This window comes from Streptomyces sp. NPDC048269 (genome assembly GCF_040652395.1).
Classification (GTDB): Bacteria; Actinomycetota; Actinomycetes; order Streptomycetales; family Streptomycetaceae; genus Streptomyces.
Window position 1 is genome coordinate 99,022 of sequence record NZ_JBEZLW010000010.1, and the last position, 12,644, is coordinate 111,665.

11 protein-coding genes are annotated in these 12,644 nt (G+C 69.6%); all 11 read right to left on the bottom strand.

Features of this window, described 5'->3' with window-relative positions; genetic code table 11:
- Positions 1-3: 3 nt before the first annotated feature.
- Positions 4-648 (bottom strand): 50S ribosomal protein L3, encoded by a 645-nt coding sequence (gene rplC / locus AB0D48_RS14220; RefSeq protein WP_007265899.1) that lies wholly within the window; start codon positions 646-648, stop codon positions 4-6.
- A gap of 14 nt (positions 649-662) precedes the next feature.
- A complete protein-coding gene (gene rpsJ, locus AB0D48_RS14225) occupies positions 663-971 on the bottom strand; it encodes a 30S ribosomal protein S10 (RefSeq protein ID WP_003948644.1) in 309 nt (102 codons plus the stop codon).
- 469 nt (positions 972-1,440) lie between these two features.
- Positions 1,441-2,565, bottom strand: a complete 1,125-nt coding sequence (locus tag AB0D48_RS14230) for a hypothetical protein (RefSeq protein ID WP_362395181.1) — start codon at positions 2,563-2,565, stop codon at positions 1,441-1,443.
- Positions 2,566-2,641: 76 nt separating this feature from the next.
- On the bottom strand, positions 2,642-5,266 hold the full coding sequence (locus tag AB0D48_RS14235) for an N-acetylmuramoyl-L-alanine amidase (RefSeq protein ID WP_362395184.1): 2,625 nt from the start codon (positions 5,264-5,266) through the stop codon (positions 2,642-2,644).
- 144 nt (positions 5,267-5,410) lie between these two features.
- Positions 5,411-7,216: a hypothetical protein gene (locus AB0D48_RS14240; protein WP_362395187.1), complete on the bottom strand. Its 1,806-nt coding sequence runs from the start codon at positions 7,214-7,216 to the stop codon at positions 5,411-5,413.
- Positions 7,217-7,246: 30 nt separating this feature from the next.
- Positions 7,247-8,149, bottom strand: coding sequence for a glycosyltransferase family 2 protein (locus AB0D48_RS14245; protein WP_362395190.1), 903 nt, complete (start codon positions 8,147-8,149; stop codon positions 7,247-7,249).
- Positions 8,150-8,155: 6 nt separating this feature from the next.
- Positions 8,156-8,596, bottom strand: a complete 441-nt coding sequence (locus AB0D48_RS14250) for a DUF2304 domain-containing protein (protein ID WP_362395193.1) — start codon at positions 8,594-8,596, stop codon at positions 8,156-8,158.
- On the bottom strand, positions 8,593-9,282 hold the full coding sequence (locus AB0D48_RS14255; protein WP_362395196.1) for a glycosyltransferase family 2 protein: 690 nt from the start codon (positions 9,280-9,282) through the stop codon (positions 8,593-8,595). Before AB0D48_RS14255 ends, AB0D48_RS14250 begins: the two co-directional genes overlap by 4 nt.
- Positions 9,283-9,350: 68 nt before the next feature.
- Entirely contained in the window at positions 9,351-10,688 is a 1,338-nt protein-coding gene (locus AB0D48_RS14260) for a hypothetical protein (RefSeq protein ID WP_362395199.1), read from the bottom strand.
- Positions 10,685-11,605, bottom strand: coding sequence for a dTDP-4-dehydrorhamnose reductase (gene rfbD, locus AB0D48_RS14265; protein WP_362395202.1), 921 nt, complete (start codon positions 11,603-11,605; stop codon positions 10,685-10,687). Before rfbD ends, AB0D48_RS14260 begins: the two co-directional genes overlap by 4 nt.
- Positions 11,602-12,579 (bottom strand): dTDP-glucose 4,6-dehydratase, encoded by a 978-nt coding sequence (rfbB, locus tag AB0D48_RS14270; RefSeq protein WP_362395205.1) that lies wholly within the window; start codon positions 12,577-12,579, stop codon positions 11,602-11,604. The genes rfbD and rfbB overlap by 4 nt, the downstream gene beginning before the upstream one ends.
- Between the last annotated feature and the right edge of the window lie 65 nt (positions 12,580-12,644).

A 12,644-nucleotide genomic window follows, 5' to 3' on the forward strand; every position in this document is an offset into this window, starting at 1 on the left:
ACCTCAAGCCCCCTTGGCCGCGGTACGGACCAGGACGAGGCCGCCGTTCGGACCGGGGACCGCACCCTTGATAAGGAGCAGACCCTTCTCCGCGTCAACCGCGTGGATGGTCAGGTTCTGGGTGGTGACACGCTCGTTACCCATGCGACCGGCCATGCGCATGCCCTTGAAGACACGCCCAGGGGTGGCGCAGCCACCGATCGAACCGGGGGAGCGGTGCTTGCGCTGCACACCGTGACCGGCGCCGAGGCCCCGGAAGTTGTGCCGCTTCATGACACCGGCGAAGCCCTTGCCCTTGCTGTTGCCCGTGACGTCAACCTTGACGCCGGACTCGAACACCTCAGCAGTGATCTCCTGGCCGAGCGTGTACTCGCTGGCGTCGGAGGTGCGGAGCTCCACCAGGTGGCGGCGGGGGGTCACGTCGGCCTTGGCGAAGTGGCCCTTGAGGGGCTTGTTCACCTTGCGCGGGTCGATCTCGCCGAAGGCGATCTGGACCGACTCGTAGCCGTCGATGTCGTTCGTACGGACCTGGGTAACGACGCAGGGTCCGGCCTTGACCACGGTCACCGGGACGACACGGTTGTTCTCGTCCCAGACCTGGGTCATGCCGAGCTTCTCGCCCAGGACGCCCTTGATCTGCTTTGCCATCTTCTCGACGCCTCTCAGAGCTTGATCTCGATGTCAACGCCGGCCGGAAGGTCCAGGCGCATCAGCGAGTCAACGGTCTTGGGGGTCGGGTCGAGGATGTCGATCAGGCGCTTGTGCGTGCGCATCTCGAAGTGCTCGCGCGAGTCCTTGTACTTGTGCGGCGACTTGATGACGCAGTACACGTTCTTCTCAGTGGGCAGCGGCACCGGGCCCGCGACCGACGCACCAGTGCGGGTCACCGTCTCGACGATCTTCTTCGCCGAGGAGTCGATGACCTCGTGGTCGTAGGCCTTGAGCCGGATGCGGATCTTCTGTCCCGCCATGGCTACTCCGTAGTCCTGTCTGTATGTGGAACGCTCTGGCCCTCGATCGGCTGCGGAACGGATCCCGCGGCCTCTCCTCCGACCCACGCGGTCGGGCGTGTCGCACTCCCTCTACAGAAAATTCCCATACGGAAATTCCCTCGTCCAAGGGGGTGCGGTCCCTGAGACCGCGTTTCGGGGGAGAAACACCCACCGAGCGCCTGGTGGGCACCGTGCTGACACTTCCCAGAAGATTCCCGTACGTCCGTCCCCATTGCTGCCCCGAAAGGCAGATTAAGGACGACGAGTACTGTGGGACTCGCTTCCGGTCCTCCCGGCGGGAGGCGTGCAACATCGGCACTCAACCGAGCAACTTGAGTAGTCTGCCATACGAGGCACGTACCTGGCTAATCGGGCCGAAGAGAATACCCCGCCACGCTGAGTGGTCAAACTGCCGCACCCGTATCGCCCGGCGGGGCGTCTCCCCCGGTCAGACGCGGGACGCGACCCCGCAGCCCTCCTGACCGCCCTGCTCGATGTCCTTGCTCCGGTCGTACGGGTCCTGCGGCGTCCCCGACGGCGTCACACCGGTCGGGCTGTCGCTGAAGATCGGGTGCAGGTAGCCGTCGTACACGAAGCATTCCGAGTTCACGATGTCGTACCGGTACGGGCCGATCTGCATCGCGCCGGCCTTGATCCGCCACTTGCGCGGGTCGGCGAAGGTGAACTCCATCTGGCGCCGCACGATGGTGCGGCTGACCTCGTCCGCCCCGGCCCTCGCCTGGATCAGCGGGTAGACGAACGTGTAGTCGACGAGGACGTTGACCTGGCCGTCCTGCTCCCCCGGCTCGACCGTCATCCGGCCCCGGACCTTCACGACGTCACCGGCGAGCCGGACCCGCGCGGGATCGGCGCGGGTGAAGAACTGGAGCGGGTCCGAGTCCTTCGCCGGGCGGGCCAGCGCCTGCTCCAGGAGGTCCACCACCTGCTTCTGGCCCGGGTCGATCATGTCCAGCGCGGCCGCGGGCCGCTCCCCGCGCAGCGTCGCCGGGTCCAGATTGGCCAGCACCAGGAACTGCTTCGCCTTGCCCAGTCCCTCGGCGACCTGCGCCTGGCTCAGTCCGCCCACGGCCGTGGCCTGCGGGACCTCGATGCCGGCGGCGCCATCGGCCCACTGGGCGGCCGGGGAGCCGCGGAAGGGTTCCTTCAGGGTCGCCCGGTCGGGGTCCACCGACGGCGGCGGGGCGGTCGGGCGTACCGATTCCGCGGCCAGGGGCGGCGCGGTCGCGGCGTCGCGCCGGGCCTCCGCCCTGCCCGTGACCCGGTCGATCAGCAGCTCGGGGCGTACGGCGATCAGCGCGATGCCGGCGATGAAGACGATGGCCGCGGCGGCCTTGAGCCGCCGCCCGACCACCCTCTCCCGCCGTACGGGGGCGGTGCGCCAACCCGGCGGTTCCGGCTGGTTCCGCAGCCGCTCGGTGACCATCCGCGCCCGCGCGGACGGTTCCCTCGGGGCGTCCCCGGCCCCCGCGGCGGCTTGCTCCATGAACCGGGCCCACTCCTCGTCGGAGACGCCCGGTCTGTCGTTGACGTTGTCGTTGTCGTTGTTCCTCATGCCCACCCCTGGTAACGGCAAAGAGGCCCCGCACCATCCGGCGCGGAGCCTCTCACCTGTGGATATGCGTGCTACATCACTTGCTGAAATACCCGGTGATGTCCGCGATCAGGTCCACGGTGCCCTGGTTGTTGTAGAAGCTGACCTTCCCGTCCACCACCGGAACGATCACCAGGTTCGGGATCGTGAGACCGGGGGTGAAGTTCAGGTTCGACGCGCTCGTACGCGTCGTACCGCTCGGGAAGACCGAGACGAAGCTCGGCTCCGTCGGGTTCGTCGCCGTCACGTTCAGCACGACCGCCTTGACCCCGGTGGCCGGGATCCCCTCGATGCCCGCCACCGGCAGGGTGACCGAGGTGCCGCCGGCGACCTTCGCCTGCGGGACGCCCAGGCCCTCACGGGTGTCCATCAGCCGCTTCGGGCCGATGTTGGTGTGCGTCGAGCCCGCGGTGCTGTCCGAGAAGTAGCCGGTGACGTCCGCGATCAGGTCGACGGTGCCCTGGTTGTTGTAGAAGCTGACCTTCCCGTCCACCACCGGGACGACCACCAGGTTGGGGATCGTCTGGCCCGGGGTGAAGTTCAGGTTCGACGCGCTCGTACGGGTCGTACCGCTCGGGTACACCGACACGAAGCTCGGCTCCGTCGGGTTCGTCGCCGTCACGTTCAGCACGACCGCCTTGACCCCGGTGGCCGGGATCTCACCGACGCCGGCGACCGGGAGGGTGACCGAGGTGCCCCCGGCGACCTTCGCCTTCGCGACGCCCAGGCCCTCGCGGGTGTCCATCAGGCGCGTCGGGCCGTAGTTGGTGTGGGTGGCGCCCGCACCGCTCGACGTGAAGTAGCCGGTGACGTCCGCGATCAGGTCGACGGTGCCCTGGTTGTTGTAGAAGCTGACCTTCCCGTCCACGACCGGGACGACCACCAGGTTGGGGATCGTCTGGCCCGGGGTGAAGTTCAGGTTCGACGCGCTGGAGCGGGTCGTTCCGTTCGGGTACACCGACACGAAGCTCGGCTGCGTCGGGTTCGTCGCCGTCACGTTCAGTACGACGGCGGTCACGCCGCTCGCGGGGATCCCGCTGTTGCCCGCCACCGGCAGGGTGACCGAGGTGCCGCCGGCCACCTTCGCCTGCGGGACGCCCTGGCCCACCCGTGTGTCCATCAGGCGCGTGGGGGTGACCGGGACGAACTTGACGTCCTTGACCTCCGCCACGACGGTGACCGGGAGGCTGGTGGCCACCTTGCCGTTCGTGGTGGTCGCCTCGATCTGGAGCTGGTGGCTGCCGAGGGCCAGCGTCGTGGACGCCGTACGGGCGGTGCCCGCGGTGTTCGCGACCGGCTTGCCGTCGACCAGCAGCTCGAACTTGGTCACCAGGGCGCTCGCCGTGCTGGTCTCCCAGCTGAGCGACACCGGACCGGGGGTCTCGATCGGGGTACCCGGCTTGGGCGCCACCCCGTTCACGGAGGTGATGTTCAGCTTCGCCGCGGGGCCGGACTTACGGATGGTGTCCAGCTGCGGGTAGAGCGAGTTGCCCGGGCACTGGGTGTTGAAGCCGTCCCGGTGACCCGACAGCGTCTTGAACGTGTACGTCTGGCCCTTGGTGAACTCGGTGCCGAAGAAGTTCTTCTGCGTGTCGCCCGCGGTCAGCGTCGTCGTGCCGTTCATGTCGCCGTCGTACTGGCCCAGCTTGTACCCGGCGATCTTCGAGATGGATTCGAGGGCGGCGGCCGAGGCCCCGGCGGTCGTGTAGTCGCCCAGGACGGCGATGCCCGCCGACTCGGCGTTCCAGCCGTAGGTGTGCGCGCCGTAGACGGGCTGGTCGGCGCCGCCCTGACGGCCCTCGAAGACCGTGCCGCACTTGTCGACCAGGAAGTTGTAGCCGAGGTCGCGCCAGCCGTTGGACTGCACGTGGTAGACGTGCAGGCTGCGGACGATGGCCGCGGACTCGGAGCACTCGTACGGCGCGGTGGCCGCCGTGTGGTGGACGAAGACCGCCCTGACCTTGCCCCCGGGGAGGTATATCGGGCCCTCGTTGTTCAGGCTCTCGTCCGCACCCCACGCGACGCGCGAGACCACGTCGGGCTTCGGCGCCGTGGAGGCGGGCCCGGGGGTCGTCGGCGGCGTGGTGGGCGGGTCGCCGTCCGCCGTCGGGAGGGCGAAGGCCACCGGGGCGGCGCCCAGGTTGGCGTCCTTCTTCTTGCCGGCCGGGGCGGCGCCCGGGTCCACGAGGTTGAGCTCCAGGCCGGCGGGGAGCGCGGCGGCGTTGCCGCCCACGCGCACCTCGGCGCCGTCGGACGGGCCGACCCAGACGGGCTCGGTCGCGCCACGGAGCCCCGGGCGCTTGCCGTCGAGGCCCGCCTTGACCGCTTCCAGGGTGATCCACTTGGACCACTCACCGGTCTCCGCGTCCCGGGTACGGGCCTCGATGGTCCCCTTCACCTCGGCGGCCGGATCCGTCCAGGAGACACCCAGGAGGCCGAAGGGCTTGGTGTCCTGCTGTGAGAGGACGGCCTTGCCGGCCCCCTGCGACTTCAGCGCGAGCTTGTGCACCTTGCCCGCGACGGGGCCGTTCGCCTTGCCCGAAGCGCGGTAGCGTGCCCCTGCGTTGTCATCCAGGGAGTCCGTGCCGAAACCGTTGGCCGCCCCCTGGAATCCGAGTACTGCGACGACCCCGAGCGCGGCTGCAAGAGCAGTACCGCGCACACGCCCTATCTTCAAGTTGTCCCCAACCCCTTTGGCGAACACACCAGGTGACAGCACTGGTTGACCGGGATACTACTGGCTGCCGGTGACAGCCGATCGGGGTGGGACGCCAATATCCGATTCAGCCGCGTTCGTACGGGTGCGCTATTCCACCGACTTGTCCTTGAAGGGCGCCTTGCGGCCGCAGACGGCGGGCCAGTCCTTGGCCACGATGTTCGCGCACCAGATCTCGCCGTCGTCCTTGAACTGCTTCCAGAGCTTCACGTCGAGGTCGTCGCAGTTCTTGACCGGCGAGTAGCGCGGGCACTGTCCGTTCGGCTTCTTGATCACGTGCGCACGCCAGGCGTCGAGGCCCATGGTGTTGTCCGACTCGGGCGCCGGCATGTAGCGGTTGGCCGACCAGGACGCCCCCATCGTGGCGAACAGGGCGACCGCGCACACCATGCCGGCCGAGAGCTGGCGCACCGCCCGGCGCGGGACGACCCGTGCCGCCGGGTCGGCGCCGGCCGGGCGCAGGGTGCGCTCGGCCCAGCCGGAACCCCGCTGAACGGCCATCATCATTCCCAGCACGGCCAGGATCATCAGGCAGTACATGATGATCCACGTGGTCCGGGGGAAGAGCTGCACCGCCTTGTCGTGCGCCATGTTCGACGCGAACCAGAAGCGGGCCAGCCAGGCACCCGCCAGGACCGCCGCCGCGGTGCGGACCATGATGTTCCGCAGGCCCAGGCCGACTCCGAGGCCCACACCGAAGAGCAGCAGCAGCGCGAAGCCGCTCTGGCCCGCCATCTCGCCGGAGACCGGCCAGTCCTGGTAGGTGAGGGTTCCCGTCCGGTCGGAGGTCCAGCCCAGGACGTACCCCGGGTCCACGTACACGCCGAGGTAGGCGTAACGGTCCGGGGTCTGCGCGCCGAGCCGCACCATCTGGTACAGCAGCGGGGCGCCGATCACTCCGGCCGTGACCAGGACGGCCGCGACGAACGCGGCGGCCCGCTTCACCGTGGGGGCGCCGGCCCGCCACGGGAAGAGGAAGAGGAAGAGCAGAGCCGCACCGGGAGCGGCCCAGACGTACCAGCCCGAGTACCAGAGGAAGAGCACGCCGAAGATCAGGCCGAGTGCGGTGCCGCGCAGCACCAGGGACTTCAGGGAACTGCTGCCCGCCTTGCGCAGCTGCAGCAGGCAGTAGCCGAGGAGCGGCAGCAGCACGACCATCACCACGTGGCTGTACGGGCGGATCGGGTCGAGGAAGAGCACCGCAGCCGGGACGGCGATCAGCAGGGCCCAGAACGGGCGGAGCAGCAGTCGCCACGCCAGGTAGGCCATCGGGCCGAACAGGGCGCTGAAGAAGATCTGCATGTCGTGCAGGGCGAAGCCCGCCTGGCCGAGGCCGTCGTAACGGACCTTCGCCCAGAGGGCCATCAGCGCGGGGAACGCGGGAGGGTAGATGCCCGACATGCCCTCGCCCGACAGGAACGAGTTGGCCATCTCCACCAGGACGCTCGGGTCGCCCTCCTGGCCGCCGAGCGGATGGGGCGTCCCGCGCAGCGCGACGATCACGCCGCCCGCCACCACGCCGGTGGCCAGACCGGCCAGCGCCGCGCAGACCAGGCGCTTGACCAGCTGGTGGCGCCACGGCCGGCCGCGGTAGGCGGTGTAGAGGAGGAGAGCGAGCAGCGGCAGCCCGAGCAGGGCCGCGTACTGCTGCATCTTGGCGAGGCCGCTGACCTGGCCGATGCGGTTGAGCGGATTGACGCCGATGCGCGTGCACAGCAGCGTGTAGCCGAGGGCCGCCACGAGACTGACCACGACCTCGGCCAGCGGGAGCACCCAGCGCCGGGACAGCCACGCACGGTTCCGCGAAACGGACGAGAGGCTTTCGCCTTCCGCTTTCCCGGAGGAGTGGTGCTCCGAGCCGGCCTGTCCGACCGCCTCGGGGGCCAGGTGTGTCATCTCAGTCCGTTTCGTGGTGTGCGGATCGGCTCAGTTCTGGCCGGAGGTGAAGGCGTGCTTCGCCAGGGTGCGGGCGCCCTCCCGCTGCCCGCGGCGCAGGGCGCCGGGGAGCATGGTGAGCGCGTGCAGGCGGGATGCGCTGTGGAAGCGGGCCGCGCGGGCCGCCTTGGGCCAGCCGCGGGCGTCCATGCGGGCGGCGACCGCGGCGAAGTACCGCGCGGCCTCGGTGAAGCGGGTGCCCGAGAAGGCCTGCACCGACGACTCGCTGACGGCGTGCCGGCGGTACTGGAAGACCGTGGCCGAGTTGTCGATCACCATCTCCTCGCCGCCCTCCAGCAGGTCGACCACCAGGGCCAGGTCCTGGATCACCGAGTAGTCGTCGCGGAAGTTCACCTTGCGCAGTGCCTCGCCGCGCCAGGCGATGGAGGGGAAGTACAGCCAGTTGCCGCGCAGCACGCTGGCGGCCAGCTCCTCGCCGGCCATCAGCCGGCGGCCCTTCACCTGCGGCGCGTACAGCCGCTTCTTGGTGTTGTCCGCGAGGCCGCCCTGCATCACGCGGCCTTCGCCGTCGATGACCTCGACGCCGGGCTGGACCATGCCGACGCCCGGGTGGGCGCCGATGATCGAGCGGACGGTCTCCAGGTAGTGCGGGTGCAGGAGGTCGTCGCAGCCCATGATGACCACGTAGTCGGCCTCGGAGCGCTCCACGCACTTCTGGAAGTTCTTGGTGATGCCGAGGTTCCGCTCGTTGCGGGTGTAGTGGACCCGCTCGTCATCGAGCTGCTCGAACCAGCCGGGTACGTCCGGCTCTTTGCCGTCATCGATGACGACGAGCCGGAAGTCCGGGTCCGTCTGGGCCAGGACGCTGCGCACCGCGTCCTGCATCAGCTGCACGTCCCCGTAGTAGGGGAGCATGAAGTCGAACGTCGCCATGGAGCGTCAGGCCTTCACGGAATCGGAGTCGGCATCGGCATCGGCATCCGCAACATCGGCGCCGGCGGCCGCCGGTGCGGCGGGCGCGTCCGGGCCGAGGCGCTCGTCGTTGTGCCGGAGGCCCTCGTTGATGGCCACCGTCCGCGCCAGGTCGGTGATCTTCTTCTCCAGCGACCGGAAGCGCAGGAAGGTGTTGAGGGTGAGGAAGCCCATCGCGAGCACCATCACGTAGAGCACCAGGTCGGTGCCTCGGCCGACGCCGAGCTGCTGGGCGACCCAGGTGACGTCCGTCGGGCGGAGCACCGCGTACACGTTGACGACGACGAACACCGAGAAGGCTATGCGCTTCCAGGCCCGGTTCTTGGCCTGGCTCCAGGTCCGGATGAACATCAGTGCCATGGACACCGAACCGAGGATCAGCAGCAGCTGGATCCAGAAGTACTTCATCGACGCCCACGCTCCCGCAGCGAAATGTCAAAAAGGATGTTGACGCCGTTGATCAGGGACTGACCCTTGGCGCGTGAGTAATCGGTGTAGAGGATGTCCACCGGAACCTCGGTGACCCGCAGTCCGGAGCCGGCCAGGAAACCGACGAGCTCGGATGCGTGGGCCATGCCGTTCATGGTGATGTTCAGCTGCTCGGCGGCCTTGCGGCTCAGCACGCGCAGGCCGTTGTGCGAGTCCGTGAGCTTGAGCTTGCGGGCGGTGGGGCTGACCGCGGCGGCCGTACGCAGCACCACCTGCTTGATCCACGGCACCTGGCCGTTCTGCTCGATGAAGCGGGAGCCGAGCACGACGTCGGCCTCGCCGCCGCGCAGCACCGCGACCATCGTCTCCACGTCCTTGGTCTGGTGCTGGCCGTCGGCGTCGAAGGTGGCGAAGTACTGTGCGCCGGGCTGGGCGAGCGCGTAGGTGAGACCGGTCTGCAGCGCCGCGCCCTGGCCGAGGTTGACGGGGTGGCGCACCAGGTGGGCGCCGGTCGTCGCGATGTGCTTGGCCGAGTCGTCCGTGCTGCCGTCGTCGACGACGACGATGTTGGGGAACGTCTTGCGGGCCCCCTCCACCACGTCGGCGATCACCTGGCCCTCGTTATAGGCCGGTATGACCAGCCAGACATCGTCGTATTGGGACACGGTAGCTCCAGCGGAACGGGGCACAAACGAGTGCTCGGTGATCGGTGTGACGTCGTGGGCCTGCATGGTCATTTCCCGACCGCGCCCACGCCCGGGCTGCTTGTGTCGGCCATCTGCCCGGACCCTTCGGTGGTCGGCGCAGCCGCTCCGGGGAAGCTCAGCCTCAGAGCCGCCAGCATAGCGAGCACGGTGACGAGAGAACCCAGCGCGTAGGCAACGATCACGCGCAGGGCCACATCGCCCGGTATCAAGGTGATGCCCACCAGGACCGCGGTACCGACGGCCCAGCAGAGCAGCTGCAGGTTGTGCCGCTTGAATACCATGAGCGCCTGTCCGAGCACCATCGCGAACATGTACGCCACGGTGCCCGCGGACATCAGGAAGAAGTCGAGGCTGCCCAGTACCGGTTCGGCCTTGAACAGCACCTCGATCAGCCAGGGTCCCAGCGCGGTGGCGGGTACGCCGCCGAGCAGCCCGAGCACTCCGACGACCACACCGATCCGGCGCAGCATCGCCCAGAAAGCCGCCCGGTCGCCGGCGGTGAAGGCGGCCGTGAGGCCGCTCAGCAGCGAGGCCTGCAGCGAGCCGAAGACGAAGAGCGGCACCCGGGCCAGGACCAGCGCGCTGAGCAGGGCCCCGATCAGGGCGCCGTCCGTGGGGGCCAGCACCTTGGTGCTCATCACCGCGGCATTGACGACCAGCTGGGACAGCAGGGTCGCGCACACCAGCAGGCCGAGTCCGCTGTACAGGTCCCGCCAGGCGATCGGTTCGCCGGGTCCGACGGCGCGCAGCAGCGCCGGCAGGGTGACGAGGGTCGCCGCGACCGGTGCGAGGGCCAGTACCAGGCTGAAGGCGAGCGCGGAGTGCAGCCCCAGTACGGCGCAGCCCGCCGCGAGCACGATCCGCAGGCCGCCGTCGACGGCGAGCTGGGTGCCGTACGCGCCGAACCGGCCGAGGCCCGCGAGCACGCCACGGGTGAGGTAGCAGACGGCCATTCCCGTGAAGGCGCCGCCGAGCGCGGCCACGAGACCCCGGTCACCCTGGAACAGCAGGTCCGCGATCGGTCCCGCCCCGAGGCCCAGTACCAGCAGGGTCGCGCCGAGGATCCCGGCGGTGAGCACGGTGGCCCGGCGGAGCACCGGGGCGGTGCCCTGGCCCAGCACCACGCGGGCCGAGACGATCCGGGTGAGTTCCTGCTCGATGGGGAAGAAGACGCCGATGCCGATGGACATCACGATCGTCCACAGCACCGAGACGTTCGCCATGGCCATGCCCCGATCGGCCAGGCTGTGACCGGCCACGCCCAGGTGGACGTAGGAGGCCGCGCCGAGCACGACGGTGCCGCCGGCCACCGCGACGGTGCCCGGCGGCAGCGCCGCGGTCAGCTTCTTCAGCAGGGTTTTCATCCCGTACGGCCGTCCCGGGCCGCTTCGGCCAGTGCCGTGAAGGCCGGGGCGGCGAGCGCCTCGGCCAGCTGTTCGCGCCAGTCGGCGAGCGGGGCCATTCCCGCCTCGGCCCAGCGGTCGTGCGCGAGCACGCTGAAGGCGGGGCGGACGGCGGGGCGGACGAACGCCTCGGAGGTCGTCGGCCGGATCCGCTCGGGGTCGAGCCCGCTCAGCCGGTACGTCTCGCGGGCGAGCCCCATCCAGGTGGTCCGGCCGCTCGCGGTGCCGTGGTAGATCCCGCCCATGGCCCAGCCCTTCAGCGCGGCCAGGCCCAGCTCGACCAGGTGGCGGGCCAGCGCGTAGGACCAGGTGGGCTGGCCGTGCTGGTCGTCGACCACGTCGAGGGTGTCACGCTGGGCGGCCAGCTTCAGCATGGTGGCGACGAAGTTCGGCCCGTGCTCGCCGTACAGCCAGGCGGTGCGGACCACGTAGCCGTCCTGCGGCAGCAGTTCGGCCACGGCCTGCTCGCCGACCAGTTTGGAGCGGCCGTACGCGTTCACGGGCCCGGTGGCGGTGTCCTCGCCGTACGGCTCCGAGGCGTCGCCGGGCAGCACGTAGTCGGTGGAGACGTGGAGCAGGCGCACATGGGCGGCGGCGCACGCCTCGGCGAGGACGCGCACGCCGGTGCCGTTGACGGCGGTGGCGGCTTCCTCGGCGGTCTCGGCGCCGTCCACGTCGGTCCAGGCGGCGCAGTTCACGACCACGGTGGCGCCCTCGACCGCGGCCCGGACGGCGGCCGGGTCGGTGATGTCGAGGTCGGCGCGGCGCAGGCCCACGGCCTCGATCCCGGAGGCCTTCAGGACGGTCAGGACGTCCTGGCCGAGCATCCCGGCGGCGCCGGTGACGAGCCAGCGCCCGGCTCGCGGGTTGGTCCTCACTTCTGCAGTGCCGCCTTCGCCTTCAGCGGCTCCCACCAGGCGCGGTTCTCGCGGTACCAGTCGATGGTGGCCTTGATGCCGTCCTCGAAGGTGACCTGCGGCGCGTAGCCGAGCTCGGCGCCGATCTTGCTGATGTCGATCGAGTAGCGGAGGTCGTGGCCCTTGCGGTCCTCGACCTGCTCGACCATGTCCCAGCCGAGGCCCGCGGCCTCCAGCAGCACGCCGGTGAGCTCCTTGTTGGTGAGCTCGGTGCCGCCGCCGATGTTGTAGACCTCGCCGGCGCGGCCCTTGCGCATGGCCAGGTCGATGCCGCGGCAGTGGTCGGAGACGTGCAGCCAGTCGCGCACGTTGCCGCCGTTGCCGTACAGCGGGACCTTCTTGCCGTCCATCAGGTTGGAGACGAACAGCGGGATGACCTTCTCCGGGAACTGGTAGTGCCCGTAGTTGTTGGAGCAGCGGGTGACCACCACGTCCATGCCGTGGGTGCGGTGGTAGGCCAGCGCCAGCAGGTCGGACGACGCCTTGGAGGCGGAGTACGGGGAGTTGGGCACCAACGGCCACTCCTCCGTCCAGGAGCCCTCGCTGATCGAGCCGTAGACCTCGTCCGTGGAGATGTGGACGAAGCGGCCGACGCGGTGCTTGCGGGCGGAGTCCAGCAGGACCTGCGTACCCACCACGTTGGTCATCACGAAGGGGCCCGCGCCGGCGATGGAGCGGTCCACGTGGGACTCGGCGGCGAAGTGCACGACGACGTCGTGACCGGGCATCACCTGGTCGACGGCCTCGGCGTCGCAGATGTCGCCCTTGACGAAGGTGTAGCCGGGGTGGTCCGCGACCGGAGCGAGGTTGGCCTCGACGCCCGAATAGGTCAGCTTGTCGAAGACAGTGATCTGCGCCGTGGCATCTGCACCGAGCTGCTGGCGGACGAATTCTGAACCGATGAAGCCGGCGCCGCCGGTCACGAGGATGCGCATAATACGAAGAGTCTAGCGGCCTGCCGAACGTCACATTCCCTTGGCTCGGCTCCCCCGCACCCTCT

Excerpts from the sequence above, each read along its gene's own strand:
- AB0D48_RS14230 (WP_362395181.1), bottom strand. The coding sequence starts at position 2,565 with ATGAGGAACAACGACAACGACAACGTCAACGACAGACCGGGCGTCTCC.
- rplC (WP_007265899.1), bottom strand. The coding sequence starts at position 648 with ATGGCAAAGCAGATCAAGGGCGTCCTGGGCGAGAAGCTCGGCATGACC.
- rpsJ (WP_003948644.1), bottom strand. The coding sequence starts at position 971 with ATGGCGGGACAGAAGATCCGCATCCGGCTCAAGGCCTACGACCACGAG.
- AB0D48_RS14260 (WP_362395199.1), bottom strand. The coding sequence starts at position 10,688 with ATGAAAACCCTGCTGAAGAAGCTGACCGCGGCGCTGCCGCCGGGCACC.
- AB0D48_RS14240 (WP_362395187.1), bottom strand. The coding sequence starts at position 7,216 with ATGACACACCTGGCCCCCGAGGCGGTCGGACAGGCCGGCTCGGAGCAC.
- rfbB (WP_362395205.1), bottom strand. The coding sequence starts at position 12,579 with ATGCGCATCCTCGTGACCGGCGGCGCCGGCTTCATCGGTTCAGAATTC.
- AB0D48_RS14245 (WP_362395190.1), bottom strand. The coding sequence starts at position 8,149 with ATGGCGACGTTCGACTTCATGCTCCCCTACTACGGGGACGTGCAGCTG.
- AB0D48_RS14250 (WP_362395193.1), bottom strand. The coding sequence starts at position 8,596 with ATGAAGTACTTCTGGATCCAGCTGCTGCTGATCCTCGGTTCGGTGTCC.